This window comes from Gloeothece verrucosa PCC 7822, from assembly GCF_000147335.1.
Lineage (GTDB): Bacteria > Cyanobacteriota > Cyanobacteriia > Cyanobacteriales > Microcystaceae > Gloeothece > Gloeothece verrucosa.
In genome coordinates this window covers 3006169-3032624 of sequence record NC_014501.1, presented here as the reverse complement: position 1 = coordinate 3032624, position 26456 = coordinate 3006169, and the positions used below count along the sequence as shown (strand labels likewise).

General features: G+C 41.2%; 25 protein-coding genes, 3 tRNA genes and 1 other annotated feature. Of the genes, 19 read left to right on the top strand and 9 right to left on the bottom strand.

Going from position 1 to position 26456, the window contains the following annotated elements; translation table 11 throughout:
- Positions 1-40: 40 nt before the first annotated feature.
- From CYAN7822_RS13315 to rplL, 7 genes are all read left to right on the top strand, one after another.
- Positions 41-113, top strand: a tRNA-Trp gene (locus tag CYAN7822_RS13315).
- A gap of 179 nt (positions 114-292) precedes the next feature.
- Positions 293-529: a preprotein translocase subunit SecE gene (secE, locus tag CYAN7822_RS13310; protein ID WP_013322795.1), complete on the top strand. Its 237-nt coding sequence runs from the start codon at positions 293-295 to the stop codon at positions 527-529.
- Entirely contained in the window at positions 530-1162 is a 633-nt protein-coding gene (gene nusG / locus CYAN7822_RS13305) for a transcription termination/antitermination protein NusG (RefSeq protein WP_013322794.1), read from the top strand.
- A 3-nt stretch (positions 1163-1165) separates the two neighbouring features.
- The gene (gene rplK / locus CYAN7822_RS13300; protein ID WP_013322793.1) at positions 1166-1591 is read left to right on the top strand and encodes a 50S ribosomal protein L11; all 426 of its coding nucleotides are present in this window, start codon (positions 1166-1168) and stop codon (positions 1589-1591) included.
- 89 nt (positions 1592-1680) lie between these two features.
- Complete coding sequence (rplA, locus tag CYAN7822_RS13295) at positions 1681-2394, top strand: 50S ribosomal protein L1 (RefSeq protein ID WP_013322792.1); 714 nt, start codon at positions 1681-1683, stop codon at positions 2392-2394.
- A gap of 12 nt (positions 2395-2406) precedes the next feature.
- Positions 2407-2581, top strand: a sequence feature (ribosomal protein L10 leader region).
- A 42-nt stretch (positions 2582-2623) separates the two neighbouring features.
- The gene (rplJ, locus tag CYAN7822_RS13290; RefSeq protein ID WP_013322791.1) at positions 2624-3151 is read left to right on the top strand and encodes a 50S ribosomal protein L10; all 528 of its coding nucleotides are present in this window, start codon (positions 2624-2626) and stop codon (positions 3149-3151) included.
- Between the two features lie 171 nt (positions 3152-3322).
- Complete coding sequence (gene rplL / locus CYAN7822_RS13285; RefSeq protein ID WP_013322790.1) at positions 3323-3712, top strand: 50S ribosomal protein L7/L12; 390 nt, start codon at positions 3323-3325, stop codon at positions 3710-3712.
- A gap of 125 nt (positions 3713-3837) precedes the next feature.
- Here the strand turns inward: rplL and CYAN7822_RS13280 are convergent, their stop codons facing one another.
- The 5 genes from CYAN7822_RS13280 to CYAN7822_RS13260 all read right to left on the bottom strand — a co-directional run bounded on the left by CYAN7822_RS13280 (position 3838) and on the right by CYAN7822_RS13260 (position 8215).
- Positions 3838-5415: a slipin family protein gene (locus tag CYAN7822_RS13280; protein ID WP_245602743.1), complete on the bottom strand. Its 1578-nt coding sequence runs from the start codon at positions 5413-5415 to the stop codon at positions 3838-3840.
- 453 nt (positions 5416-5868) lie between these two features.
- Positions 5869-5945, bottom strand: a tRNA-Ile gene (locus tag CYAN7822_RS13275).
- A 2-nt stretch (positions 5946-5947) separates the two neighbouring features.
- Positions 5948-6020 (bottom strand) — tRNA-Val (locus CYAN7822_RS13270).
- A 267-nt stretch (positions 6021-6287) separates the two neighbouring features.
- On the bottom strand, positions 6288-7676 hold the full coding sequence (locus CYAN7822_RS13265) for a hypothetical protein (protein ID WP_041933242.1): 1389 nt from the start codon (positions 7674-7676) through the stop codon (positions 6288-6290).
- Positions 7677-7771: 95 nt separating this feature from the next.
- On the bottom strand, positions 7772-8215 hold the full coding sequence (locus CYAN7822_RS13260; RefSeq protein WP_013322787.1) for a hypothetical protein: 444 nt from the start codon (positions 8213-8215) through the stop codon (positions 7772-7774).
- A gap of 145 nt (positions 8216-8360) precedes the next feature.
- Here CYAN7822_RS13260 and CYAN7822_RS13255 point away from each other — a divergent pair, with 145 nt between their 5' ends.
- The 4 genes from CYAN7822_RS13255 (at position 8361) to CYAN7822_RS13240 (ending at position 11071) form a co-directional block, all read left to right on the top strand.
- Entirely contained in the window at positions 8361-8594 is a 234-nt protein-coding gene (locus tag CYAN7822_RS13255; RefSeq protein ID WP_013322786.1) for a DUF6737 family protein, read from the top strand.
- Between the two features lie 109 nt (positions 8595-8703).
- Positions 8704-9627: a geranylgeranyl diphosphate synthase CrtE gene (gene crtE, locus CYAN7822_RS13250; RefSeq protein ID WP_013322785.1), complete on the top strand. Its 924-nt coding sequence runs from the start codon at positions 8704-8706 to the stop codon at positions 9625-9627.
- Between the two features lie 20 nt (positions 9628-9647).
- The gene (locus CYAN7822_RS13245; protein ID WP_013322784.1) at positions 9648-10103 is read left to right on the top strand and encodes a divergent PAP2 family protein; all 456 of its coding nucleotides are present in this window, start codon (positions 9648-9650) and stop codon (positions 10101-10103) included.
- A 2-nt stretch (positions 10104-10105) separates the two neighbouring features.
- On the top strand, positions 10106-11071 hold the full coding sequence (locus CYAN7822_RS13240) for an alpha/beta fold hydrolase (protein ID WP_013322783.1): 966 nt from the start codon (positions 10106-10108) through the stop codon (positions 11069-11071).
- Between the two features lie 8 nt (positions 11072-11079).
- Here the strand turns inward: CYAN7822_RS13240 and CYAN7822_RS13235 are convergent, their stop codons facing one another.
- Positions 11080-12963, bottom strand: coding sequence for an ATP-binding protein (locus CYAN7822_RS13235; protein WP_013322782.1), 1884 nt, complete (start codon positions 12961-12963; stop codon positions 11080-11082).
- A 188-nt stretch (positions 12964-13151) separates the two neighbouring features.
- Here CYAN7822_RS13235 and CYAN7822_RS13230 point away from each other — a divergent pair, with 188 nt between their 5' ends.
- The 5 genes from CYAN7822_RS13230 to CYAN7822_RS13210 are packed head-to-tail and all read left to right on the top strand — an operon-like array spanning position 13152 to position 15970.
- Positions 13152-13595: an ATP-dependent zinc protease family protein gene (locus tag CYAN7822_RS13230; RefSeq protein ID WP_013322781.1), complete on the top strand. Its 444-nt coding sequence runs from the start codon at positions 13152-13154 to the stop codon at positions 13593-13595.
- A 34-nt stretch (positions 13596-13629) separates the two neighbouring features.
- A complete protein-coding gene (locus CYAN7822_RS13225) occupies positions 13630-13815 on the top strand; it encodes a hypothetical protein (protein WP_013322780.1) in 186 nt (61 codons plus the stop codon).
- 34 nt (positions 13816-13849) lie between these two features.
- Positions 13850-14926 (top strand): DUF3326 domain-containing protein, encoded by a 1077-nt coding sequence (locus tag CYAN7822_RS13220; protein WP_013322779.1) that lies wholly within the window; start codon positions 13850-13852, stop codon positions 14924-14926.
- A complete protein-coding gene (locus CYAN7822_RS13215) occupies positions 14913-15503 on the top strand; it encodes a CPBP family intramembrane glutamic endopeptidase (RefSeq protein WP_041933241.1) in 591 nt (196 codons plus the stop codon). Before CYAN7822_RS13220 ends, CYAN7822_RS13215 begins: the two co-directional genes overlap by 14 nt.
- 20 nt (positions 15504-15523) lie before the next feature.
- Positions 15524-15970, top strand: coding sequence for a DUF3531 family protein (locus CYAN7822_RS13210; RefSeq protein ID WP_013322777.1), 447 nt, complete (start codon positions 15524-15526; stop codon positions 15968-15970).
- A gap of 132 nt (positions 15971-16102) precedes the next feature.
- Here the strand turns inward: CYAN7822_RS13210 and CYAN7822_RS13205 are convergent, their stop codons facing one another.
- Positions 16103-17302 carry an HhoA/HhoB/HtrA family serine endopeptidase gene (locus tag CYAN7822_RS13205; RefSeq protein WP_041933240.1) on the bottom strand — a complete coding sequence of 400 codons (1200 nt, stop codon included), beginning with the start codon at positions 17300-17302 and terminating at the stop codon, positions 16103-16105.
- A gap of 387 nt (positions 17303-17689) precedes the next feature.
- On the opposite strand from CYAN7822_RS13205, the gene CYAN7822_RS13200 reads away from it, so the two are divergent.
- The 3 genes from CYAN7822_RS13200 to CYAN7822_RS13190 all read left to right on the top strand — a co-directional run bounded on the left by CYAN7822_RS13200 (position 17690) and on the right by CYAN7822_RS13190 (position 23414).
- Positions 17690-18430 carry a peptidylprolyl isomerase gene (locus CYAN7822_RS13200; protein ID WP_013322775.1) on the top strand — a complete coding sequence of 247 codons (741 nt, stop codon included), beginning with the start codon at positions 17690-17692 and terminating at the stop codon, positions 18428-18430.
- Positions 18431-18501: 71 nt separating this feature from the next.
- Positions 18502-21585 carry a peptidase domain-containing ABC transporter gene (locus CYAN7822_RS13195; RefSeq protein ID WP_013322774.1) on the top strand — a complete coding sequence of 1028 codons (3084 nt, stop codon included), beginning with the start codon at positions 18502-18504 and terminating at the stop codon, positions 21583-21585.
- Positions 21586-21638: 53 nt separating this feature from the next.
- Positions 21639-23414, top strand: coding sequence for a beta-barrel domain-containing protein (locus tag CYAN7822_RS13190; RefSeq protein ID WP_013322773.1), 1776 nt, complete (start codon positions 21639-21641; stop codon positions 23412-23414).
- A 598-nt stretch (positions 23415-24012) separates the two neighbouring features.
- Here the strand turns inward: CYAN7822_RS13190 and CYAN7822_RS13185 are convergent.
- A complete protein-coding gene (locus tag CYAN7822_RS13185) occupies positions 24013-24534 on the bottom strand; it encodes a cofactor assembly of complex C subunit B (RefSeq protein ID WP_013322772.1) in 522 nt (173 codons plus the stop codon).
- 195 nt (positions 24535-24729) lie between these two features.
- On the bottom strand, positions 24730-26454 hold the full coding sequence (gene ureC, locus CYAN7822_RS13180; protein WP_013322771.1) for an urease subunit alpha: 1725 nt from the start codon (positions 26452-26454) through the stop codon (positions 24730-24732).
- Positions 26455-26456: the final 2 nt, after the last annotated feature.

The window sequence follows — 26456 nt, the reverse complement described above, 5'->3', positions numbered from 1 at the left end:
TGTAAAGCCAAGCATAAGACTAGCTTACTAACATTCCCGTGCGCTCTTAGTTCAGTTGGTAGAACGCAGGTCTCCAAAACCTGATGTCGGGGGTTCAAGTCCTCCAGGGCGCGTTAGGCACAAAAATGCCAATAGCTGCTGAAACAGGGTGAGGCGAGTGCTGCTTAAATTTCAGTTAACTAGGAAATCAGTACGAGCTTGAAAGTAAACTAATATAAATAGATAACTGAAAAACTGGTACTGATAACTGGTAACTGATAACTGTTAACTGAAAAGGGGAGAAGCAGCCATCGTGGTTAAAAAAGAAGCGCAAAAAAAAGAAACCAGCGAAACCAAAGAAGAAACTCAAAAATTTCAACTCACAGAGTTTACCAAGGAAACCAAAGAGGAACTCGGAAAAGTTGTTTGGCCTTCCAGACAGCAATTAATCAGTGAATCGGCGGCAGTAATCTTAATGGTGACTTTAGTAGCTACCATAATTTATTTGGTGGATAACTTCTTCGCTTGGGTAGCAGGGAAGGTATTTTAAATGACATTTACAGACGATCAATCACAAGAACTTGAGGAGTTAGAACACTTAGAACAAGAGCAAAGAAAAAAGAACGCACGCTGGTATGCGGTTCAAGTGGCTTCGGGATGTGAAAAGCGGGTTAAGACTAATCTAGAACAGCGCATCCACACCTTAGATGTGGCTGACCGTATTTTACAAATCCAAATTCCCCAAACCCCAACGGTGAAAATCCGTAAAGACGGCAGTCGTCAACACGGAGAAGAAAAAGTTTTTCCAGGATATGTCCTAGTTCAAATGATCATGGATGATGATGCCTGGCAGGTGGTGAAAAACACCCCGAATGTGATCAACTTCGTCGGAGCCGAACAAAAACGTCGTTATGGGAGAGGGAGAGGTCACGTCAAACCCATGCCCCTAAGTTCCTCAGAAGTAGAGAGGATCTTTAAAGTTGCCCAAGGTCAAGAACCTGTGGTCAAGGTAGACTTAGAAGTGGGCGACAAAATCATGGTTCTCTCTGGACCCTTTAAAGATTTTGAAGGGGAAGTGATAGAAGTTAGCCCAGAAAGGAGTAAATTAAAAGCACTACTCTCGATTTTTGGGCGAGAAACACCAGTAGAGTTGGAATTTAATCAGATTGAAAAACAAGGCTAACCTATGGCAAAGAAAATAGTCGCAATTATTAAATTAGCCCTTCCTGCGGGAAAGGCTAACCCCGCCCCTCCTGTAGGTCCCGCATTGGGTCAACATGGGGTCAATATTATGGCTTTTTGCAAAGAATACAATGCAAAAACGTCAGATCAAGCCGGAATGGTAGTACCGGTAGAAATATCAGTCTTTGAAGACCGCAGTTTCACTTTCATTCTTAAAACTCCTCCCGCTTCAGTTTTAATCCGTAAAGCCGCAGGAGTAGAAAGAGGTTCTAACGAACCCAACAAAAAGAATGTCGGCTCAATTACCAATGACCAACTGCGAGAAATAGCCCAAACAAAATTGCCAGACCTCAATGCTAACGATATTGAGGCAGCCATGAAAATTGTGGCCGGAACCGCCCGCAACATGGGAATCAGCATTAAAGATTAATGCCCTTAACACTCATCAATTAACCTTATTTACTGTTTACTATTTTTCGGGGAGAAGCAAGCGCTTCGTTATCAACCCAAGGAGAAAAAATGCCTAAAAAAATATCCCGCCGCTTAAAAGAGGCACTGGCTAAAGTCGATGAAAATAAGGCTTATGAGCCGCTAGAAGCCCTCAATTTACTCAAAGAAACCGCAACAGCCAAATTTGACGAAACAGCCGAAGCTCATGTGCGTCTAGGCATTGACCCCAAATACACCGACCAACAATTGCGGACAACCGTTACCTTTCCCAAAGGCACCGGCCAAACCGTTCGCGTGGCCGTCATCGCCAGAGGCGAAAAAGTCCAAGAAGCCAGTAATGGAGGGGCTGACATTGTTGGCTCAGAAGAATTAATTGACGAAATCCAAAACGGAATGATGGATTTTGAGGTATTAATCGCTACACCAGATATGATGCCGAAAGTCGCTAAATTAGGGCGTTTATTAGGTCCGAGAGGCTTAATGCCATCCCCTAAAGGCGGCACCGTCACCACAGATTTAGCCGCAGCTATTCAAGAGTTTAAAGCAGGGAAACAAGAATTCCGGGCTGACCGAACAGGGATTGTTCATGTTATGTTTGGAAAAGCTTCTTTTTCTGCCGAAGACCTGTTGGTTAACTTAAAAGCTTTACAAGAAACCATAGACCGTAACCGTCCCTCTGGGGCAAAAGGTCGTTACTGGCGTACAATTTATGTTTCTGCTTCGATGGGTCCCTCTATCCAAGTAGATGTCAACAGTCTCCGTGACTTGAAAGCAGAAGCCTAAATTTAATTTTAAATTCAATTAAGGCCATAACCGAAGACAGTAGGTGCATTTCGCTTAATATCCTGCCGAGGTACTAGCCAAAACAAGAAAAAAGTCAAACCCGAGTCAAGAGTTATTCTTGAGCTTTATCCTTTTATCCTTGTGGCTTTTAACCCCGGCAAAACGCCAGGGGTTTCTTTATGGTCTTCATGCAAAAGTGTTTTTTAACCCTTAAGGAGGTGACAACCCAATGGGAAGAACCCGAGAAAACAAAGAAGAGGTGGTAGCGGATTTCAAAGGACTCCTAAAAGAGTCTCAACTAGCCGTCGTCATCGATTATCAAGGGCTAACGGTTGCTGAAATAACCGACCTACGCAGGCGGCTACGCCCCCTAGGAGGAACCTGCAAAATTGCCAAAAACACCCTTGTTCGCATCGCCGTTGATGGGGATGAAAAATGGCAAGTCATGCACGAACATCTCAAGGGGTCCTCTGCTATCCTGCTCGTGCCTGAAGATGTGGGCGGAGCCGTGAAAGCTTATAAAGCCTTCCAAAAAGACAGCAAAAAAACCGAATTACGCGGTGGTGTCATGGAAGGGCGCAGCTTGACTAAAGATCAAGTAGAAGCTTTAGCCGATTTGCCCACCAAAGAGCAATTATATGCTCAAATCGCTGGCGCTCTCAACGCTCTGGCTACCAAGATTGCTGTGGGCATCAAAGAAGTTCCCTCTTCTATTGCACGCGGTATCCAAGCTTATTCCGAAAAGGAAGAAGGCTAATTAGTGCGGAACACAGTGAAGCACCCCAGTCAATAGTCAGTAATCATTAGTCATTAGTAACTAGCATACTCGCTTTTTTACGACTAATTAATCAATGATTAATTAATGACTAATCACTAATGACTAATCACTAATAACTAACCATCTATTACACAATAAGGAGTAACATTCATGTCTGCTGCAACTGATGAAATTTTGGAAAAGTTAAAAAGTTTGACCCTCTTAGAAGCGGCTGAACTGGTTAAGCAAATTGAAGAAGCTTTTGGCGTTAGCGCGGCTGCACCTGTTGGCGGTGTAGTCATGGCTGCTCCTACGGCGGCGGCTGCTGCTGAACCTGAAGAAGAGAAAACTGAATTCGATGTTATTCTCGAAGAAGTTCCGGCTGATAAGAAGATTGCAATCCTTAAAGTGGTTCGGACTATCACTGGTTTGGGTCTTAAAGAAGCTAAAGACCTTGTTGAATCTACTCCTAAACCCATTAAAGAAGGAACTAACAAGGACGACGCTGAAGATACCAAGAAGAAATTGGAAGAAGCTGGTGCTAAAGTCAGCGTGAAGTAAGTTTGATTTAAAGCTGAGTTTGGGCAGGCTTAATTGACCTGCCCTTCTTTTATCATTAATTATCAAAATTAATAATGTTGCTCATTCTCCCTTAAACACTAATTTAAATTCCTGATGGCTTAATCTTATTGCCGATTAATTTGAATTAATTCCGTCAAAATACTATCTAAACTCCCATTCACTTGAATATGATCAATCTTTTCAGCAATGCGTTCTAAAACCTCCAGTTCTTTGAGCCGCAATGCCACAGGGTTATCCTCCATTACTTTTGCAGTATTCAACATACTACGAGTCGCTGCGGTTTCTTCTCTACGTCTAACCACATTAGCTTGAGCCGCTTTTTCAGCTTCTACTACTTTGCTCAAAATCGTTTTAATCTCGCCAGGTAAAATTATATCTTTTACTCCGACAGAATCGACTTCAATTCCATAGTCTGCGGTTTTAGCGCGAATGTATTCGGCTACACTTTGATCGATCACGCCTTTATCTTCCAATAAAGCATCTAAAGTCTTTTCACCGACTGCCGCCCGTAAAGCAAATTGTAATTCTTTGTACAAGAAATCAGAAACATTTGATAAACCATTTTTGGCTCTAAGGGCATCTTGAATGCGGAAACCCGCCGTTAAATTCAACCGCAAAGGCACTTTATCTTTTGAGAGAATATCTTGACCCGATACTTCAATAGATTGTAAACGTAAGTCAAATACTTCAGTTTGAAATGAGCGTCCAAACACCCACCAAGCATGAGTCCCTGGCTGTAATTGGGCTTGAAATTCTTGGTTAATATACAACAAACCTAGGTGCTGTGATGGCACTTCTCGAATATGTAAACTGTTGTGACTCAGTAATAAAACCTCTTTAGAACCTGCCAGCAATTCGGCTACTAAATTAGGCGGCAATTTTGCCTCGCTGCTAATATCAATAATTTCCACTTCAACCCCCTGCCAAAATAACTTGCGGCTGGTGGGTGGCAAAATAGAAATAACCTTACCTAAATATCTTATGATTGCCACTTGGTTACTTTCTAATTGAACAATTTGGCAATAAGTTTGTACAAACTCAGGATGTTTTTCAATTAGGACATCTTCAAGAGGAAAATCAGGATTAGGCACAATGCGGCTGAGAGTTCGCACAGCCACGTCCTTATTTACAACCCAAAAAGCATATTCTCCCTGTTCGAGAGGCCGCACAAAATTATTTTGAACGTACAGCAAACCAATCTCATATTCTGTGACTTGAAATTTTTTCAATCCGTTTAAAGTTATGCCCCGCACTTGCTCGACAAACTCAGCCGGTAATTCCAAACTTTCGTCTAAATTGAAAATATGAGATTCTACCTCAATAAAACCCCGCCAAAAAGCACGAAGTTGATTAGGAGCAATGCTGATCCAGTTTTGACCGTAGCGTACTAAAGCGGTTTGATTAAAGTTTGTTCTAACAATTAACAGCTTATCACTCAGTTCGGCTGAGTGAGTTACTAGCAATAATTCTAGATTTTCTATCTTAGCTTCTGCCTGGTTGAGGTCATAGGTTTTAAGATTCCAATGGCGACCAAAATAAGTATAGGTTCCTGGTGACAAAATTTTCTTAAAATCGCTGCGGTGATATAAAATTCCGATTTCATTGGGTTTAATATAAAAGGTTTTCCACATAGAGAATAAAAGAGGCAACTGTAGCCACCGGAAAAGTTTAGATAAAAACATTTGTTTGTTTGATAGCTTTAACGACTAGCTGGAGTTGGTAACCTCTAGCCGAAGCATATTTCAATATACTACATATAATACACAACTTTTTTTACTCTGACCATACAGATGTTTAACTGTTCAGGTGCGGGCAAAAGTTTCTCCAAAACTGGATTAAGAGGGCTGAAATTTTCCTCTAGTTAGCCAAAGGCTTCCTTGAAAAAGCAAACAGCACTCAAATACGCCGTTCGCTTTGCCAATACCACAATCTCCCTAGAGAAAGGGATTAGGAAAACGAAGGGACATACTCAAGTTAGGGAAAATGGCTTTTGCTCTGGCTCCTTCACAGGGATCAAACATCTGTACTACAGAGTAACCGATACTAATCTAATGGGTTTGTCACCCACTAAAAACTACGTTGTTGCGAAGTTGCCTTGTCCCTAACAAGGTGTCCTTTAACCTGGACGAGGTTGCTGGTTGAAAGTATAGGAATCGAACCTACTACCAATCGGCGATACACCGATTGCTCTAACCAAATGAGCTAACTTCCGGGGGTTTGATACAGGATTCGAACCTGTGACAAGCCGCGTGTCAGGCGGTTACTCTTCCAACTGAGTTAATCAAACAGTGAAATAGTTAAAGCACTATGACGGTATACGCTCAGACTACAAGTCGGCGCACCAGTTGGGCATACAGAACCTATACTACAGTCTTATTACTTTATTACTACTTCTGTTCCAATCTAACACAAGCTCACCAGTATTGACGAGGGGGAGGTCACTGATCATATTTGTGTTTATTGTGCAATAAATGTTTATCCCCTCTCCTTGTAGGAGAGGGGTTGGGGAGAGGTCAGACCTAACTTAATACAGCAAATTAGCTATATCACGCCACTAGGAGCTTAAAAAACGAATCGAATACCAATTTTTAACCGTTAACCAAATTACCGACAACAACCCCGCTAAACTTAAGGTTAGTCCACTGTAGGGAATTAATAATCCTAAAACCGGTAAAATCGCCCCCGAAATGGTACAGATAACCGCCGCTAAAGACGTTCTTATATTGGTACCTAACCCCCAAACTAAAATTAACCAGATCAAAGAAATTCCTGCAAGAGCTAATTTTACTTCTATAAGGCGGCTAAGATAAGTTAGTGCCAGTAAACCCGCAAAAAATAGAGCCGCTATGATAGCTAAATCTCGTTCTTTTAGCGGCAAAGAAAAATATAACAACAAAATCCACCACAAAAATATTCCAGGGGCTAACATTAATAACCGAGGAATAACCCCAGTATTTTTAATGGATTCTGTGGCAGTAAACACCCCAAAAGGATTAGCAACAGAGACATTTTCCTCAAAAATCCAAGTAAAAACTGTTCCTTGACCCTCAGTTTTAATTTCAGAAGGAACAATGCCGCTTGCAAAATCAGCTTTAGGAAAATTTGCCGTAACTATCAAGCGAAAATTAGACAATAAATCTCCCCCGGCATTGTAAACCCAACGCGGTGCGCCTTGAACTTGATAAGTCACTTGAAAAATACTCGTTTGATTGGGATCTAAACTGATGGGAAAACTATACTGATTAGGCGTAACCGGATTCAGTTTATTTCCCTCTCGTTCTACTCGAAAATTTTTTAAAAGTGTATAGCCATAAGGCGGAGAAATTTCAAAAAATAATTCTTTATATTCTGGCAGAGAATTAGTCACTTCATAGACTCCTTTAAAGTCTACTTTATAATTATTCCCTTGGGTTTGTAAATTTTGAGTCTGGTTAATATTAACCTGAATATCTGAGCGATTGAGAGCTAAAAAACGATCAACTTTTCGAGTTTCCTGAACTTGAACAACTTTCCCGTCTACTTGAGTGTAATACTTGTAAGGTTCTTCTACTACGTAGCGCACTCTAGGGGCAGTTTGTTCTAATCTTTCTCCCGCTACACTAGCCGCTAAAGAAGCGATTTTACTCTGTTCCCAGTAATGATAACGATTCGCTAAAGTTGAACAGAAGAAAAAACCAATGACAATTAAAATTAACAATAAAATACTCTGTTGAACTTTCTGCAACAGAGAAGAATAGGCAACTTCCCATTCACGAAGAAAGCTTGTCCCTTTAGAGTTTGGGCGGTTTAAACCCCAACTAAAGACAGCCAAAACTAGCCCTAACCCCCCGATTAAAACTATTAAAATTAATAAGGGAATAAAAAAATGTTGACCTAAATTAATTAATTCTTGAGGATGAGTAAGATCGGGTAAATTAGGAATTCCTTGAGGCGTTTGATCCATAAGCTGATAAAGCGGATGAGTTACCCTCATCTTAGCCTATAGCCCTATAAAAACGGGATGCTCAAGTCTTATTAAGGATTTTATTCTGCCTATGCCTAATAGCCGTAATTGTAAGGATTATAACCCCTATAAGGCGAACCCGGAGAGTAGATAGGTGCCCTATTGTTATAAGGTCCAGGAGAGCCATGATAGCCGCTATAACCGTTATAACGATTGTAAAAACTATAAGGCGAATCGGGGTAGTAGAAAGGTGCCGTATTATAAGGTCGAGGAGATCGATAATAACCGTTATAACCCTGAGAAGGAATTGAGCAATGATAGCAATTATCATAACCTCCTCTTCTCTGGATGATTACCCCTCTTTGCTGATAATAGTAAGAGTCGTCACCCCTCGGATAGTCGTTAGATGGTCTATAATAATCCACGCCATAAGAAGAGTTTCCTCTTTGATGAGTACGCATGGGATAAGCTTGTGTGGCTAATTCTATCCCTACCCAAAGTAAAGCGGCAGTGGCGAGTAGTCCTAGTGTTCTTTTCATGCTCAGATGTTCCTCCTAGTCTAGGGGAATCTACCATTATTTTACCAATAATTCAGGGGTATTACCTAGCTAGACCTGGCACTTGAGCCTTACCATAACAGAGCCAAGAGTTGAGCAAACGACTAAAAGTTGCTAAAATAAAAAAATGTCACAATTTGTTAATCCTTGGAACTATAAACCCTGGTGGTGTCAGCCTTGGTCGATCTTGCTCACAGGAATCTTAATTGTAGGAGGTTCTTGGCTGATATTTAAAATCATCTGGCTAACTCTGTTAGTTGCCATCCCAATTGTGCTGTGGTGGGTTTATTTTTTGCTCATCTGGCCTAAACTTGTACGCGAAAGCTTAATGCAGGCTAAAAACAACGCCACAAACCCATAAGCACAGTCAGGATTTTCCGTTCTTAAAACTCTTCTCGAGGCTTAGGATAAACAACTGTCCCTATACCTGTAAAATAAATAGAGCAATTGGCTGGTTCAAGGTAAGAAACATGGTCACAACAGATGAAAAAATTGCTCAAGAGAGAACCTGCTTTGATCTAAAAGCCTATCTTAAACAACAAAAAGACTTGGTCGACCAAGCATTGGAAGGTTCTCTCCCGATCACTAAACCCGAAAAAATTTATGAAGCCATGCGCTACTCCTTACTGGCAGGAGGAAAGCGACTACGCCCAATTCTTTGTTTAGCCACCTGTGAACTGATGGGCGGTACAATCGAGATGGCGATGCCTACCGCTTGCGCTCTAGAAATGATTCATACTATGTCATTGATCCATGATGATCTGCCAGCTATGGATAATGATGACTATCGGCGGGGTAAATTAACCAATCATAAAGTTTATGGTGAAGATATCGCCATCTTAGCCGGTGATGGTTTATTATCCTACGCATTTGAATTTGTGGCTACCCAAACCCGAAATGTTCCCCCCAATCAAGTTTTACAAGTCATTGCTCGTTTAGGGCGCACCGTTGGGGCTGCCGGATTAGTGGGAGGTCAGGTACTTGATTTAGAATCAGAAGGGAAGTTGGATATTACCGCAGAGACTCTCACTTTTATCCATACCCACAAAACCGGTGCCTTATTAGAAACTTCCGTCTTGTCAGGAGCTATTTTAGCCGGTGCCACCAGTGAGGATCAAAGAAGGCTAAGCCGCTATGCTCAAAATATAGGTCTAGCTTTCCAAATCATCGATGATATCTTAGATATCACCTCCACTCAAGAAGAATTGGGCAAAAGCATAGGTAAAGATGTGCAGGCACAAAAAGCAACTTATCCGAGTCTGTGGGGCATAGAAGAATCAAAAGCTCAAGCGCAGAAATTAGTGGATGAAGCCATTGCACAATTAGTCCTTTACGGTGAAAAAGCCGAACCAATAAGAGCGATCGCTCAATTTATTGTCAGCCGTACCCACTAAAACGCCAGAACACATCTACTATGCAGGAGTTTCAGCAAATATTTGAGAATCGGGTTTTACTCGTTTCAATTCTAGCCTGCTTAACAGCCCAAGGGCTAAAGGTTATTATTGAATTAATCCGTGATGGCAAAGTTAATCTTCGCTTTCTTTTTACCACAGGGGGAATGCCTAGCGCCCATTCTGCCTTAGTAGGATCATTAGCAACAGGGGTTGGATTAACCGTCGGATGGGCATCTCCGGATTTTGCTATCGCTAGTTTATTCGCGGTGATTGTTATGTATGATGCTGCTGGTGTTCGTCAAGCGGCAGGCAAACAGGCGCGAATTTTAAATCAAATTATAGATGAGTTTTTTCAGGATGGTCATAACTTTAATGAGGAAAGACTTAAGGAATTACTAGGACATACTCCCTTCCAAGTATTAGTGGGTTTAATTTTAGGAATAGGAATTACCTTGATGGCTTTACCGACTTTTTAAAAATGACAATTAAATGGTTATTTTTAATAATAACAACAATTTATCATGGGTTAGCTAGTCTATTAGAAAACCGAATAGAACAACCTCCAGGACAACTGATAGATGTGGGAGGATATCGCTTGCATTTGTATTGCCAAGGCCAGGGAACTCCGACGGTGATCATTGACCACAGTTTAGGCGGACTGGATGGTTATTTTTTAATTGACAAAATAGCTGAAATTACTAGGGTTTGTATTTATGATCGGGCGGGATATGGATGGAGTGATATCAGCCCGAAAAAACGTTGTAGTGAAGAAATAGTTAAAGAACTAAATATATTACTAGAAAAAGCCAATATACAGCCGCCTTATATTTTAGTTGGAGATTCTTTTGGCAGTTATAATGTCCGTCTTTATGCTCATTATTTTCCCGAAAAAGTTCTAGGGTTAGTTTTAGGTGATGGACTCCATGAACAAGAAATGTTAAAAATGCCTTTGGCTCTCAGATTTCTTAAATATTTTTTTTTATCGGGATTTATTTTTTCAATTTTGGGAGCGATATTAGGGTTAATTAGATTACTGGGAAATCTGAAAGTCTTTGAGTTAATTAAGCCAGAACTAAAAAAATTTCCGATTCAGGTGACCCGAAGAGTCAAACATTTTTTTTACCGTCCTAAGCATTGGTTAACGATGGGGCGAGAAATGGGGAATTTAGAAGAGAGCGCAAAGCAGGTAAGTGCGGTTAAGGATTTAGGAAATTTGCCCATTGTAAGTGTTAAATCAAAAACTTTTTTTAACCCTTCTATTTTTAATTTTTATATGCCCATTAGAACGGTTAATAAGTTTCGAGATAAAATGCACAATAAATTATTGAAATTATCGAGTAATTGTCAGCAGTTAGAGGCTTCTAAAAGTAGTCATTTTATTTGGATAGATCAACCTGAGATTATTTTAGAAGCCATTCAACTTTTATTGGTTAGAAATGAATAATCAGTAACTTAGCTAGTTATTATATTCCGACCGATTAAGTGTAATAGTTGTGCGAGATACAGATCGCTAAAAGAGTCAGTTTCGCCTAATTGATAGTATTCGTGTTCTTCTTGCCTTTGTATTACCACCTGATTTCCGGTTTTAACCAGCAATATTCCACCTGAACGCAAATCTCTAGCCAAAATACTTTCGGTTTCAGTGGGATCATCTAAAATAATCATGTCACTGCCTTCATACATCATCCCCTCGGTTTCAAAAATCTCTTGAGAATACTCAGCAATTAATAAATTGAGTTTAGGATGACGAAGCAAGGTGAGAACTGCTGTATTATAGTCTTTAGGCAGGGGTTTAGGACTATAATTAATCCACATTCCATCCCGACAGATCACTCCTATTGTCCAGTCAGGATAATAACGTAAAACTAAATCAACCAGATATAGTAAAGATTGTTTCGGTAAATGATTAAAGGTAATAATGGGTAAACGCGACGGGCGATGAGAGGGAAATAAATGATCTAAAATTTTACCCGGAACATCAATACTCTCACCAATAGCCGGTTTTAGGTGCATCAATATCCCCGGCGCGGCATTAATTTCAATAATGCCAAATTCCCCCTCTTTCCAAGAGCGAGATAAATCTGTACTAATCACATCAATCCCAAAACAGACAATGTGAAAATATTGAGCAATCTCCTCAGCCAAAATAATATTATCAGGGTGAACAGTGGGAGTCACATCAATACTAATACCCCCCGCAGAAATATTAGCCACTTTCCGTAAATACACTCGGCGATCGCGCTCAAGGACACTATCTAAACTCAATCCCTGCTGATCCAAATAGTTTGAGAGCGCATTATCAATCAAAATCGGACTAAGGGCAGAAGTAGGAGTATCTTGACGTGCGGGAATTTCATTTTCATCTTGTATTAACTCTTCTATGGTAGAACGTCCATCTCCAATCACATAAGCCGGACGACGTTCCACAGCCGCCACAAACTTACCCCCGACACATAATAAGCGAAAATCCGCTCCCGGAATATATTTTTCAACGATAATGTGTTCTCGTTGGCGGGGAGAAGCTTCCACCGCGCGATCATAAGCAAATTCTAACTCTCTATCATTGTGAATATTAGCGGTAACCCCAATACCTTTATGTCCAATGACGGGTTTAATGACCACCGGATAACCGAGTTCATCTGCACTGGTCAAAGCTTCTTTAAAAGAATAAACCACATAACCCCGAGGAACCGGAAAACCGCAATTAGCTAAAAAGCCCTTACAATCATCTTTAACGGTAGTAAAGTCTAGATCAACATGGCTATCACAGTTAAAGGTGGTACTGACTCCTCGCACTTGATACATTCCATAGCCATACTGGATCAACTTTTCTTCAGGGAGATAAAAGGTAGGAATGCCGCGTTTATAGGCGCTTCTGAGGATAGCATAACTGCTAGGCCCACCATAAGCCGAAAAGCGGAAAGTCTCTTGAGCTTTTTTGAGCCGCGACTTATAGTCAAAATTTTTATCTAAAGTGATCGCTTCCCACCAGTCCCAAACTAAATCAACCACTTCAATACTGGTAGGATAATCGAGAGATTGTACAGCAATACGCTCATCTTTAATGCTGTAGCGATCTAGATGTAGGTCCATCTCAAGTTGATTAACTTGTACCACAGTTTGAGCAAACAGTTCTGTATAAGTCGTCAGAGGGTATTGCCGAATTTGGGGAAATTTATCACTAATTTCTGCTTGATAATCTTCTAGGGGTAAAGGATCAACTCGACTAGAAATTGTAAAATCAAAAACGATCGCACCAGTATTGAGATAAGGGTTAGGGCCTGAAAAATATTTAAAATGAGTCAAATAAAAGGGATCGAAGTCAGTTTTACTCATGGTTTAATCCTTAATATACGTTCGAAGGAGCAATAGTGACAATCAATACTAGAAGCCGGGGATTATTGCCTATCTAACATTTCAATAATGACCACCGACCAACGCCATTTGAGTGTAATACACAGATTTACGGCCTGACTTCTGCCTAAAACGATAAATGTACCTCTGCCAATTGATATAATATTGCTATGAAAAAACAGGAGTTACTCGTCATTGGTTGGCGAGAATGGTTAGATTTACCAGAATTACAAATTAAACAAATGAAAGCCAAAATAGACACAGGCGCTCGTTCATCTGCCCTTCACGCTTTTCATATAGAGCAATTTCAAGACGAAGGAAAGCCAATGATCAGTTTTTCCGTGCATCCTTATCAGCGAGATACTCATCATACCGTCATCGCACAAGCACAGGTATTAGAATGGCGCTTAGTTCGTAATTCAGGAGGAGTTGCTCAATTACGTCCTGTGATTCAAACACGGGTAAAATTAGGGGAAAAACAGTGGCCAATTGAATTAACCCTAACCAATCGAGATGTGATGGGGTTTCGGATGTTGTTGGGACGAGAAGCGGTACGTCAACGCTTTTTAGTTGATCCGGGTCATTCTTTTGTCTTAAGTCATCCTCGAGCTTGATAGACTAGACTAAGTTACCAATCACACTAGAATCATGACTACTCATTTTATTAGCGCCGAAATCGACCTTAAAGAAACACCGATTAAACTAAGCCAAGCCATTGAAAGCGAATTACAAAAACAAGGTGAACCCCTGCGATGGGCTATTACTAAAGTAGACACCGACAAACAAACCGCCCAAGTGGAAGCTATTGTTACTAAACAAATGACTAATAACTAATGACTAATGACTAATAACTAATGACCAATGACTAATGACTAAACCTTTTACTGTTGTTTTAATCGTTCCTACGGGCATTGGTGCAACAATTGGGGGTTATGCTGGAGATGCCTTACCGGTAGCCAGGGCTATAGCCTCCATTTGTGATCGCCTCATTACTCATCCCAATGTTCTTAACGGGGCGCAATTATACTGGAATTTGCCTAATACCTTTTATGTAGAAGGTTATGGTTTGGATCAATTTGCCAAAGGAGAATGGGGATTAGAACCGGTACATCAAAACCGCATAGGATTAATCTTAGATCGAGCTATAGAACCCGAATTGCGCTTGCGCCATCTACAAGCCGCCGATGCTACCCGGGCAACCCTAGGACTTAATTTAACCGATTACGTGATTACCGATGCCCCTCTAGAAGTAGAACTACGGATGTCTGAAAGTGGGGCAAGTTGGGGCACCATCGGCAATTCCGGCAGCTTATTAAGAGCCGCAGAAACTCTAATTCAACAAGCTAGAGCAGAAGCTATAGCCGTTGTTGCCCGTTTTCCGGATGATCCCGATAGCGAAGCTCTACAAAACTATCGTTATGGTGGAGGGGTAGATGCTTTAGCCGGCGCAGAGGCAGTCATTTCTCATTTAATTGTTCGACACTTGAGAATTCCGGCGGCACACGCCCCGGCCTTAATGCCTTTACCCTTAGATGAAAATATTTCCCCTCGTTCAGCCGCCGAAGAATTAGGCTATACCTTTTTACCCTGTGTATTAGTTGGCCTTAGCCGCGCTCCTCAATTTGTTCGCAAAAGCGCGATTTCTTTTACAAGCGGGACAGTTTGGGCAAATGATGTTGATGCCGTCATTATACCGGCTGATGCTTGTGGTGGGAGTGCTATTCTCAGTTTTAGCCAAGAAAAAGCGCAAATTATTGCCGTCCAAGAAAATAAAACTCAGATGCAAGTTGCTCCAGAAGCATTAGGGATCAAAGCAATTAGGGTAAACTCATATATAGAGGCGTTAGGGTTATTAGTCACTCTTCGGGCTGGAATTAGTGCTGATGCCTTACGTCCTACCTTGTCATCACTTCGTTGTTTATCTCAAACCCGTGACGAATTCTAATAATCCTGATCTTGAACCTCTCACTCGCACTCAAATTCTAGTGGTTATGGGAGTCACAGCCATAATTTTATTGGTTGTGGCCAAAGTTTGGCAATATTTAGGCTCCATTGCCATTGTTGACATTCAGTTTAATCTGTTAGCGGTATTATCTGGCTTAGCGATGGCAGCAGGAATTATTACTGCTAGTAGTATTATTTATCGTCTTTGGCCTGCCTATCGTCGTAGTGCCGACGCTTATTTAGAATTGGTGATTCGGCCTTTAGTTTGGCCGGATTTAATTTGGCTAGGACTGCTGCCCGGGTTAAGTGAAGAGTTGCTGTTTAGAGGGGTAATGTTACCGGCTTTAGGGAATAATTTATTAGCGGTGATTCTCTCAAGTTGTTTATTTGGTATTTTACATCTGAGTGGGATACAACAATGGCCCTATGTTGTTTGGGCGACGATTGTGGGTTTTGCTCTTGGGTATGCTACCCTAATTACCGGCAATTTATTAGTTCCCATTGTGGCTCATATTATTACGAATTTAGTGGCGAGTTTTTTGTGGAAAATTGGTCAAGCTAGTTCGGTAAACAGTTAAATTTAGAAAATTGGAAATTAATGCAAGTAGAATTTCGTGAGTTTGATCCGTTTGATCTTTGGATTTGGTTAGAGTTTAGCTCGGTTCCTTCCCCAATGGAAAAGCAATATATAGAAGAATTGTTTAACTCCTGGTTCTATTTGGGAAAATTAGGCGGCTTCAATGCTGAAAATCTTCAGGTTCAAGATACAGGAATTGAGATCAGTTACATGGATTATGATAATTCTGGCACGGATTCTACTCTCATGTCGGTTATGCATAACATGGCTGAGTTTGAGTATAAAGGAACCTGGGGACGCTGTTGGTTTGATTTAGGAACGAGCGATTTAATTGGTTTAGATGTGTTGATTAATTCTTTGAATCAATTGAGTAAAGAGTATGTAGAAATTAAGCGGCTTATTATTGGCGGAGAAAACGAAGATTGGAAAGTAGACAGTAAAAAAGGTGCTAAGTTTTCCGAAAATTAATCAGAGGAAAATCAGATGACCCAATCAAATCAATCTCCAAAAATTACCTATTCTTTAGAAACCCCATAAAAATAGAGACGTATAAAAGCCACGTCTCTAGGGAAAAAAATCACTATAAATAAGAACAACTAATTAGGAATTACGAGCCAATTGTGTCGTTTTAACGGTCACATCAAAAACGCGATCACCTCGTTGAACACTCAAGCGAATGTCTTGATTAATACCGGCATTTTCCACCAATGACTGTAATTGACCGCCATCTTTAATCGGTTGATTATTAACCTTAAGAATCACATCACCGCGACGAAGACCGGCCTTTTGTGCCGGTGTATCTGGTAACACTTGAACCACTAAAATTCCTGTTACTTCAGGAATCAAAAAAGGAGAATTAGGATTACGATTATTTTCTTGAGCCAGTTGAGGATTTAAATTCACCATCTGAACCCCAATATAGGGATGAGGAACTTCTCGTCCGGCGGCTAAAGTGCTTTGTAAAGACTTAGCTCTATTGATCGGAATCGCAAAACCGATGCCGGCAGCATCAGCGCGAATGGCTGTATTAATGCCAATCACTTCTCCTTTAGCATTTAATAAAGGACCACCTGAATTCCCCGGATTAATGGCCGCATCAGTTTGAATAAAATCAATTCGTTTATCGGGGATACCCGCTTGAGCCGCACTTCGACCAATTGTACTAATAATTCCTAGAGTAACGGTATTATCTAAACCCACCGGGTTACCCACTGCGATCGCCCAATCTCCTACTTGAATGGCGGTTGAATCTCCGAGAGGGGCCACAGGTAACTGTTCCCCTTTAGGCTCAATTTTAACCACCGCTAAATCAGTCACCTCATCACTACCTCGGACTATTCCATTAAAGGTTCGTCCATCTTTGAGGGTAACTGTTACCTTATCCGCATTGTCAACTACGTGAGCATTGGTTAGAATAATGCCACTTTGATCGACAATAAAACCGGAGCCTTGTCCACTAATGCGCTGTTGTTGAGGGTTTTGTGGAATCTGTCCCCCAAAAAACTGACGGAAAAACGGATCTTCAAACACAGGGTCTAATTGACGGCTGACAACGGCTTCAGTATCGATTCGAACAACTGCCGGACCCGTACGGGTGACGGCGGTAGCCACAAAACTATCTGAATCTGTAGACACAGGAATTTTTGCCAAATTAGCGGGAATAGTATTATTCTCAGCCGATTTAATGGTTTCTGCCGCTACAGAAGAGAACATTTGGAAACCCCCAAAACTCAGTAAGACTCCCAACAGGAGTGCTATCAGATGGGTACTCAGTGGACGCATCGATTTTGAGAACTTCATGGTGTTACCAAGGGTTAGATTAACTAAGCAATGTTTAATAAAGTCTAAAATTTGTCCTTATCCTATCCTAGCAAAAGCACGCTTTTTCATTGATGTTTAACTTGCTCAGTAAAATTGATGAGAAAAATGACTTTGAACTTTATTGTAATAACTAAGGCATTAGTGATCACTTTAGGCTCCATTAAGGGCATTCTAAAAATGTGACCTAAATGCTTAAACCTTAACTGTATTAACCCGCAAAGGACAATTAAGAGAATTTACTTATTTTCAGTGAATTTTCTGAAGCATAGCTGAATAGCTAAAAATTAGCTAAAATATCGACAAAATTGATTCTTTTCCCTCAGATGGGAACTGTTAAGGGATCTCAGCCCCTAGGAGAACGCACAAATGACCGTTGTTTTACAAATTGGTGAGCAAAAAATCACAGAATCTGACTTATATAGCTTACTAGCCCAGTATCGGCTCCTGCCTCAGTTAATCAAAGAAATTATCATTGATCAGGCGATCGCTCCTATCGAATGTACTCCAGAAGAAATTCAGATGGCGCGGAATTTTTTCTATCAACAAAACCAACTAACCAACGAAGCGCAAGTTCAAGCCTGGTTACAACAACAGCGAATGACCCAAGAACAACTCGAGCATTTATCAGTACGAGACCTAAAGCTAGAAAAATTTAAACAAGCCACTTGGACCAATAAAATCGAACCGTACTTTCTGAAAATCAAAGGGAAACTAGACCGAGTCATTTATTCTTTAATCCGCACCAAAGATGCTGGAATTGCTCAAGAACTGTACTTTCGGATTCAAAACGAAGAAAATACCTTTGAAGAATTAGCGAAACAATATTCTCAAGGTCCAGAAGCCCAAACGGCAGGATTAATTGGTCCCGTAGAACTGAACGTTCCTCATCCAACTATTGGTCAAATTCTCATGGGGAGTCAACCCGGGCAATTATGGCCGCCAACACAAGTGGGAGAATGGATCATTATTGTCCGACTAGAAAAACGTATTTCTGCTCAATTAGACCAACAAACTCAGCAAAGAATTCTCAATGAACTATTTCAAGAATGGTTAATAAACCAAATGCAACAAATTGTCTCTTTAGATCCGTCTTCTCAAACAACCTAACGCATAATAAAAGCTAGGGAGAGAGACTTTTTTCCTGATATTTAATCTCTGTTATCTATGACCCTTCTCTGATGAGCTACACAACCATTGACTTTCAACAATTTTTGACTCAAGTTCCCCCTTTTGATCAACTGCCAGAAAAGGTGGTGAACCAACTGACGGAAAAATTTCAGCCTTGGCGTTACCGCATGGGCCAAGTCATTCTAAGAAAGGATAAAATTCCTTCACATTTGGTTATTCTTTACGAAGGACAAGCCCGTCTATTGGGCTACGATCCCCGCACTCAAATGCCAACGACCCTGGAATTACTCAAACCCGGGGCGGTATTTGGCTACATCAATTTTCTCCGGGCAACCTCTTGTGAAACCGTAATTGCTTCTACAGAAGTGGTTTGTTTAGCCCTTAAAAAACAAGATTTCTTAGAACTGCTAGAAAAATATCCTGAGTTTAAGTCCACCTTTGAAGAAAAACCTACTTTAATAGAAGTTTTTGATCTGATTGGCTTATACTTTAACCAACAAGCTCAGGGACAAGGAAACCTGAAAAAAATTGCTCAAAATCTGATTGAAGGAACAACGGTTACTTATCTTCCTCCGGGGAGAATTACGCTAAATAATCAGCCGAGTTTGTCAGATCCTGAAAAAGTTTGGTTAGTCAGTGGCGGAGAAAACCTGATTAATTATTCCATTGGAACTCATCTTCAATTAACCAACTCACTCGACATCATCGAAGTGAGTAACCGTAGTCCAGTTCGCCTCATTGGATTGCCGGCTCGGGAATTACAATTATCAATGGAACAGGCACAGCAAGAGTCTCAAATTCATCAAGGGGCGATCATTCCGGTTGAGGCAGTCGATCCCGTTGTTGAGATTGCCACTTCCGAATCAGAAAATGCCCTGATTTCACAAGAGGCCATGGAAACTGAGCCTGTGGATGAAGAGATTCCCTATGCTCAAGCCGCTTTGGTTGAGATGGGAATTCCCGAAAATATTAGTGAGACAAAAGGTAGAAAAAATTATCCTTATATCCGAGGAAAAACGCCTCTAGATGCCGGCATCGCTTGCTTTCAAATGATTTGTCAGTATTTTGGTATGCCCTTCCGTAAAGATATTATCCGCCGGGTGGTGTCAGATCAAATACAGCGTATGGGGGCTTTATCTCTGCCTCTGTGCGGCGCGATCACAGAATTAATGGGGCTTAATAGTCAATTAATTACCATTAACGCCGAATCTTTTGTTCAAATTAAAGCTCCTGCCTTAGTACGTTGGCAGGATAGTCTGGCCATTATTTACGAAATTAGCGCGAAGCGAATTGTGTTGGCGGTGCCAGAAATTGGCATCTTGCGCCGAAAAACCCCAGATTTTTTAGATACTTGGGGATCACAGGGAGAAGTTTTACTGCTCCAGAAAAGTAAAACCACGCCTGAACAACGATTTGGCCTCAGTTGGTTTCTGCCTTCTTTGGTGCAATATCGTCGAGTCCTCATCGAGGTGTTCGTCGCCTCGTTCTTTGTTCAACTGTTTGCTTTAGCTAACCCCCTGATGATTCAGGTGATTATCGATAAGGTAATTGCCCAAAATAGCCCTGACACCCTACACGTGCTAGGCATTTTCTTGCTCCTGATGGCTCTGTTTGAAGCTTTACTCGGGGCAATGCGAACGAATCTATTTGTCGATACCACTAACCGCATCGACATGGCTTTAGGCTCAGAAATTATCGATCATTTGCTACGCCTGCCATTAAGATATTTTGAACGCCGCCCAGTTGGGGAAATTTCGACCCGGGTTAATGAATTAGAAAATATTCGTCAATTTCTCACAGGAACCGCCTTAACGGTTGTATTAGACGCGCTTTTCTCGGTCGTTTATATCGTGGTCATGCTCATCTATAGCGTGGTGTTAACCGCCTGGGCCTTAGCCGTCGTCCCGCTTTTGGTGATTCTCACAGCCGTTTTTTCTCCTATTATTCGCAAACAGTTACGTAATAAAGCCGAACGAAACGCAGAAACCCAGTCCTATCTGGTGGAAGTTATGTCAGGCATTCAAACGGTTAAAGCGCAGAATATTGAATTGCGCTCCCGTTGGCAGTGGCAAGAACGATATGCTCGTTATGTTTCGGCTGGATTTAATACAGTTATTACTTCTACTTTTGCCAGTTCAGTGAGTAATTTCTTTAACAAGCTTTCTGGGCTTTTGGTGCTTTGGGTAGGAGCTTATTTAGTTCTCAATGGAGAGTTAACTTTAGGACAATTGATCGCTTTCCGGATTATTGCGGGTTATGTTACTTCTCCGATCTTACGCCTGACTCAACTGTGGCAAAATTTCCAAGAAACCGCTCTATCTTTAGAACGCTTAGCCGATATTGTCGATACCCCACAAGAAGCCGAACAAGACCGCGATAATATTCCCATGCCTTTGATTAAAGGGAATGTTAAATATGAAAATATCTGTTTCCGCTTTCAACGTCACAGCCCTCTACAACTGTATAATGTAAGTCTAGATTTTCCTGCCGGAACTTTTGTCGCAGTGGTCGGGCAAAGTGGTGCCGGAAAAAGTACCCTAACCAAACTAATTTCTCGTCTGTATGAACCTGAATCAGGACGAATTCTGATTGATGGCTATGATATTAATAAAGTAGAACTCTATTCTTTACGTCGTCAGGTGGGTGTAGTTCCTCAAGAAACTCTGCTGTTTGACGGAACTGTACAGGATAATATTGCTCTGACTAATCCAGATGCCAGCATAGAAGAAATTATTGAAGCCGCTCAAGTAGCCGCCGCCCATGAGTTTATTATGAACTTGCCCAATGGGTACAATACAAGAGTAGGAGAAAGAGGAGCCTCGCTTTCAGGCGGACAACGCCAAAGAATTGCCATTGCTCGCTCAGTTCTGCAAAGACCGCAAATTCTGGTACTCGACGAAGCCACCAGTGCTTTAGACTACGCCACTGAACAGCAAGTTTGTGTGAATCTTTCTGTCGCCTTTAAAGACCGCACAGTCTTCTTTATTACTCACCGTCTGGCCTCTATTAGAGGTGCTGATGTGATCGTGATGATGGACGCGGGGACAGTCGTAGAACAGGGAACCCATCAAGAATTGATGGCCCTTAAAGGACGCTATTTCTACTTATATCAGCAACAAGAAGCTAATCTATAATCATCCTAAAACCAGCTTGAAAACATTTATTAATTGAGAAGAGATCACGGTTTATGAGTCAACTGAATGGACATAATAATAATGGTCATCACTCCAATGGTCATTTGACTAATGGAAACGGGAAAAAGTCAGGGGTGATCACAGCTACACCTGAGTCAAAACAATCGCCGGCCCCAACCAATTCTTCATCCGGCTCGACGAATAATTTTCCCCTTTTTGTGGCTCCCGAGCAAGGGGTCGTCTTACGTCAATCTCCCACTTGGTCTAGAGGCGTAATTTGGACGATCTTGACCGTAACAGTAGCCAGTATTGCCTGGGCGGCTATCGCTCCGATAGAACAGGTCGTTCAGGCGACAGGACAGCTAAAACCCCAAGGCAAGGTTAAAGAAATTCAAGCACCTGTTAATAATGGGGTAGTCAAAGATGTATTAATTAAAGATGGAGACCGAGTAGAAAAAGGAGAAGTGTTAGTTATTTTTGATACTGATGCTTCTAAGGCCGAATTCCAATCCTATAAAAAGATTCGTCAAGCTATTGTGCAAGAAAATGAGTTTTACGAAAAGTTGATGAGTGAAGATGTAGATCCCTCTCAACTAGAGGCAGCCATGAATCAGCTTAAACTGCCAAAAGAAGTGACCACTTTAGCCAGAAATCGTATCGCCTTAATGACGGAAAATCAACTGTTTCGCTATCAATTGGGGGAAACGGTGGCTAATATGAAACTTAATAGCGAACAACTCGCTCGCCTCGATGCGGCTAGGAAAGAATTAGGCTCTCGGGCCTTAGCCGCTAAACTCGAGATGGCTCAATTGGGCAAACAACTCACTCAAACACAAGTTCAGTTAGCTGATGCTAAAAGTCAGTTAATTAATGACCGCCGAGTTTTAGAAGAGATTAAAACCCGTAATCAGGATTACTTAGTTCAAGCGAAATCAAGCTTAGACATTGAACAGAAAATTTATAATCAGATTGCTCCGTTAGCCGACGAAGGAGCTTTAGCCAGTTATCAAATTAATAAACAGCAACAGTCAGTCAATGACCGTATCGCTGATATTACTGAAAAACAAGGTAATGGACAGATTGAGTATAAAAAACAACTGCAACAAATCGAAACTCGTCTAGCCGATATTGGGCGTTATCAAGAAGAAGAAAAACGACTACAAGCCGCTATTGAGCAAGCCCGCGAAAAATACAATAACACCCAAGATATAACCGAAAAAGAAGTGCGGGATAAAATGGCTGAAAATCAAAAACAAATTGCCGCCATTGATAGTCAGTTAACCAAAAATTTAGTAGATAATAGAAACAAAATTTCTGAATATGATAGCCAAATTAGTCGAGCGGCACAGACGTTAAAATATCAAGTCATCAAAGCCCCTATATCAGGGACAGTCTTTGATTTACAAGCCTCACCGGGTTATGTTCCTCAAGCAGTTAGTAAACCAGAGCCTTTGTTAAAGATTGTTCCCGATGATTATTTTGTGGCTGAAGTGGATGTGATTAATAAAGATATTGGGTTTGTTCGTAAAGGAATGAAAGCCGATATTAGAATTGATTCATTCCCCTTTAGTGAATATGGGGATATCAAAGGAAAAGTGTCATCTGTAGGATCTGATGCTTTGCCACCGGATGAAATCCATAAATACTATCGATTTCCTACCGAAATTAAACTGGATAAACAATATCTACAGATTGAGGATAAAAAAATTCGGCTACAATCAGGGATGTCTATTAGTGCTAATATTAAAATCCGTGAAAATCGGACGGTGTTGAGTCTGTTTACAGAGCAATTTACTAGGAGCGTAGAGTCTCTCAAACAAGTGAACTAAACTTTGTAGTAACCTTAAATTCAATCTGTAGGATTTTTGATTAGCCTATCCTACAGGTTTTCATTTTTTTAGGCAACAGGGAGTAGGAAACCCGAACAGAAGAAGAGGAAAGGGGAACGGTGACCAATGACCAATGACTCCTTAAATGTAAAGATTAGTAAAGTTATGGATGATCTTAAGTTATCAATGATATATTAAAAGTAGGCACAAGGAAGTTCACCAAGCTTCTAAAAGGCGATGAGATTGGAGTTTGTGTCTCCGGCTCTAATCCAACCAACATCTTTAAATAACAACCTCGAATCGCAATATGGTGGTATCAACCACACAATGTAAGGAATGTCTTCTATATGAATGTAGTGGAATGAGCCGCAATCAACACCTGAGTCGGCAAGGAGGTAAGTTAAAGCTAAGAATCTCTAAAGATGTTGGATAGATGTTGTCCACCTTAGTTGTTATCTAACTAAATTACTATTTTTAGGAGTCCATATCGTTAGTACACCATTTTAGGCCCGCCTCCGTAGGCGGGCAAACTGTTATATAAGGATTTAGGGTGGTATCTGGGTTGTAAATTAAACAGTTGTCTTACCCTCGTAGCGCATCATTTTAGCAAGGTGACGGCAGTTTGTTGTAGTTGAATCAGTTCGTCTCGATGAGCAGTAATGGTAATACGGCTTTGTCCGGGCCCTGGGGTAGGTTCTAATTTTAAAGAGATTTTCTCAACTCGTGCGGCTCGCTTCCAATAAAAAATCCCTGCTAGAGGGGCTAAGAAGGTTAAACAAAGAAATAAGCCTGTTAAGGGAGGATAGAGTAAAGACAAGACGAGGGATAAACTCAGTAACCCGAGAGCGGCTAGAAAGGAAAGAAAAATGGCTAAAAAGCGGCTAGGACGGACAAAACCTTCTAAAGTAACTTGTTTATTTTGAGGTTCACTAGCGGCGACTTGATAAGCTCGTTTTTCAAAATAAGTTTGTAAGCGAGTGAGAAGGTCATCTTCAGGCATCTGAAAATTTAATGTCACTTGTTCGGTACGGTCCTTAACGGATGCTCGAATGAAGAAGAATAAACCTATCATCATCAATAGGGTTAAGACGAAGGTTGAAGAAAGGGTTGATGTATCCACGTTTGAGTTAAAAATTAGAAAGCAGTTACCAGTTATTAGTTTATCTGTTTGTGAAAGGAAAAGGTAAGTGATTCCTCAAAAGTGTAGAGACCTTATATGTTCGGTGTAAAAAGACTCAATCCTATAAGTTAATCATTCCCTATATCCAACTCCCCCCAACTCGCGGGGGGTAAGAGGGAAAGGCATGAAATACTGTTAAAATAAGAAATAACGCTGAGTCATGGGTAAATGAGCCAGAGGCTCACAAGTTAACAATTCACCATCGGCCCTTACTTCATAAGTCTCGGGATCAACTTCCATTTTTGGGGTAGCATTATTAAGTTTTAAATCGGTTTTTCTCACGGTACGAGTATCAAAAACCGCCGCTACCCGAGAGGTTAAACCTAGCTTTTCTGGGACACCTTCCTCTAACGCTTTTTTAGAGACAAAAGTTATCGAAGTCTCCCCAATAACGCCGCCAAAACTGCCAAACATGGGACGCATATAAACCGGACCCGGACTCGGAATACTGGCATTCGGATCACCCATTTGGGCCCAAACAATTGCCCCTCCTTTAATTACCATTTCCGGTTTTACCCCAAAAAAAGCCGGTTTCCAGAGACATAAATCTGCTAATTTTCCCTCTTCAATAGAACCGACATAAGTCGAAATTCCATGAGCTAATGCAGGATTAATAGTATATTTAGCAATGTAGCGCTTGGCTCTGAAATTATCACTATGTTGGGGATTAGAAGGATTATTAAGCGTTCCTTTTTGGACTTTCATTTTATGGGCAGTTTGCCAAGTACGAATAATCACTTCTCCAATTCTTCCCATCGCCTGAGAATCAGAAGACATAATACTAATCACACCCAAATCATGCAAAATATCTTCAGCCGCTATGGTTTGGGGACGAATTCTCGAATCAGCAAATTGAACATCTTCAGGAATCTTAGGATCGAGGTGATGACACACCATCAACATATCCTTATGTTCGGCTAAAGTATTAATGGTAAAAGGACGAGTCGGGTTAGTAGAAGCCGGTAACACATAGGGATATTCGCACACTTTAAGAATATCCGGCGCATGACCTCCCCCTGCTCCCTCAGTGTGGAACGTATGAATTACTCTTTCTTTAAAAGCCGCAATGGTATCCTCCACAAAACCCCCCTCATTGAGGGTATCGGTGTGAATGGCAACCTGTACATCATATTCTTCTGCCACACTCAAACAGGTATCAATAGCAGCCGGCGTTGATCCCCAGTCTTCATGAAGCTTTAAACCGAGTGCCCCGGCAGCAATTTGTTGTCTTAGCGCTTCGGGTTTACTGGTATTTCCTTTCCCCAAAAAACCTAAATTAATGGGAAAAGCATCTGCCGCTTGTAACATACGATGAATGTGCCAAGGTCCAGGGGTGCAAGTGGTGGCATTCGTTCCCGCAGCCGGACCTGTACCCCCCCCTATCATGGTAGTAATTCCAGAAGCAAGGGCGGTTTCGATCTGTTGAGGACAGATAAAATGAATATGAGTGTCAATGGCTCCGGCGGTGACAATGCGCCCCTCTCCGGCAATGATTTCTGTGCCTGGACCAATAATAATATTGACGTTACTTTGTGTATAGGGATTACCCGCTTTACCAATTTTGAAAATTTTGCCGCCTTTAATACCGATATCAGCTTTAACAATACCCCACCAGTCGAGAATTAAGGCATTTGTAATCACTGTATCGACGGCGGTATCTGGACCGTCACCATTAACGATAGGAGATTGTCCCATCCCATCACGGATAACTTTGCCGCCGCCAAATTTAACCTCTTCGCCGTAGGTGGTGTAATCTTGTTCTACTTCGATCACTAATTCGGTATCTGCAAGACGGACTTTATCCCCTACAGTTGGGCCAAACATAGCCGCGTATTTTTGTCGATCTATATAGTAACTCATGA

Coding starts and splice junctions, on each gene's coding strand:
- CYAN7822_RS13240 (WP_013322783.1), top strand. CDS start 10,106: ATGACAATTAAATGGTTATTTTTAATAATAACAACAATTTATCATGGG.
- nusG (WP_013322794.1), top strand. CDS start 530: ATGACATTTACAGACGATCAATCACAAGAACTTGAGGAGTTAGAACAC.
- CYAN7822_RS13255 (WP_013322786.1), top strand. CDS start 8,361: ATGTCACAATTTGTTAATCCTTGGAACTATAAACCCTGGTGGTGTCAG.
- CYAN7822_RS13210 (WP_013322777.1), top strand. CDS start 15,524: ATGCAAGTAGAATTTCGTGAGTTTGATCCGTTTGATCTTTGGATTTGG.
- CYAN7822_RS13265 (WP_041933242.1), bottom strand. CDS start 7,676: ATGGATCAAACGCCTCAAGGAATTCCTAATTTACCCGATCTTACTCAT.
- CYAN7822_RS13245 (WP_013322784.1), top strand. CDS start 9,648: ATGCAGGAGTTTCAGCAAATATTTGAGAATCGGGTTTTACTCGTTTCA.
- CYAN7822_RS13190 (WP_013322773.1), top strand. CDS start 21,639: ATGAGTCAACTGAATGGACATAATAATAATGGTCATCACTCCAATGGT.
- CYAN7822_RS13205 (WP_041933240.1), bottom strand. CDS start 17,302: ATGAAGTTCTCAAAATCGATGCGTCCACTGAGTACCCATCTGATAGCA.
- rplK (WP_013322793.1), top strand. CDS start 1,166: ATGGCAAAGAAAATAGTCGCAATTATTAAATTAGCCCTTCCTGCGGGA.
- rplJ (WP_013322791.1), top strand. CDS start 2,624: ATGGGAAGAACCCGAGAAAACAAAGAAGAGGTGGTAGCGGATTTCAAA.
- ureC (WP_013322771.1), bottom strand. CDS start 26,454: ATGAGTTACTATATAGATCGACAAAAATACGCGGCTATGTTTGGCCCA.
- crtE (WP_013322785.1), top strand. CDS start 8,704: ATGGTCACAACAGATGAAAAAATTGCTCAAGAGAGAACCTGCTTTGAT.
- CYAN7822_RS13235 (WP_013322782.1), bottom strand. CDS start 12,963: ATGAGTAAAACTGACTTCGATCCCTTTTATTTGACTCATTTTAAATAT.
- rplA (WP_013322792.1), top strand. CDS start 1,681: ATGCCTAAAAAAATATCCCGCCGCTTAAAAGAGGCACTGGCTAAAGTC.
- CYAN7822_RS13230 (WP_013322781.1), top strand. CDS start 13,152: ATGAAAAAACAGGAGTTACTCGTCATTGGTTGGCGAGAATGGTTAGAT.
- CYAN7822_RS13195 (WP_013322774.1), top strand. CDS start 18,502: ATGAGCTACACAACCATTGACTTTCAACAATTTTTGACTCAAGTTCCC.
- CYAN7822_RS13280 (WP_245602743.1), bottom strand. CDS start 5,415: ATGTTTTTATCTAAACTTTTCCGGTGGCTACAGTTGCCTCTTTTATTC.
- CYAN7822_RS13225 (WP_013322780.1), top strand. CDS start 13,630: ATGACTACTCATTTTATTAGCGCCGAAATCGACCTTAAAGAAACACCG.
- rplL (WP_013322790.1), top strand. CDS start 3,323: ATGTCTGCTGCAACTGATGAAATTTTGGAAAAGTTAAAAAGTTTGACC.
- CYAN7822_RS13200 (WP_013322775.1), top strand. CDS start 17,690: ATGACCGTTGTTTTACAAATTGGTGAGCAAAAAATCACAGAATCTGAC.
- CYAN7822_RS13260 (WP_013322787.1), bottom strand. CDS start 8,215: ATGAAAAGAACACTAGGACTACTCGCCACTGCCGCTTTACTTTGGGTA.
- CYAN7822_RS13220 (WP_013322779.1), top strand. CDS start 13,850: ATGACTAAACCTTTTACTGTTGTTTTAATCGTTCCTACGGGCATTGGT.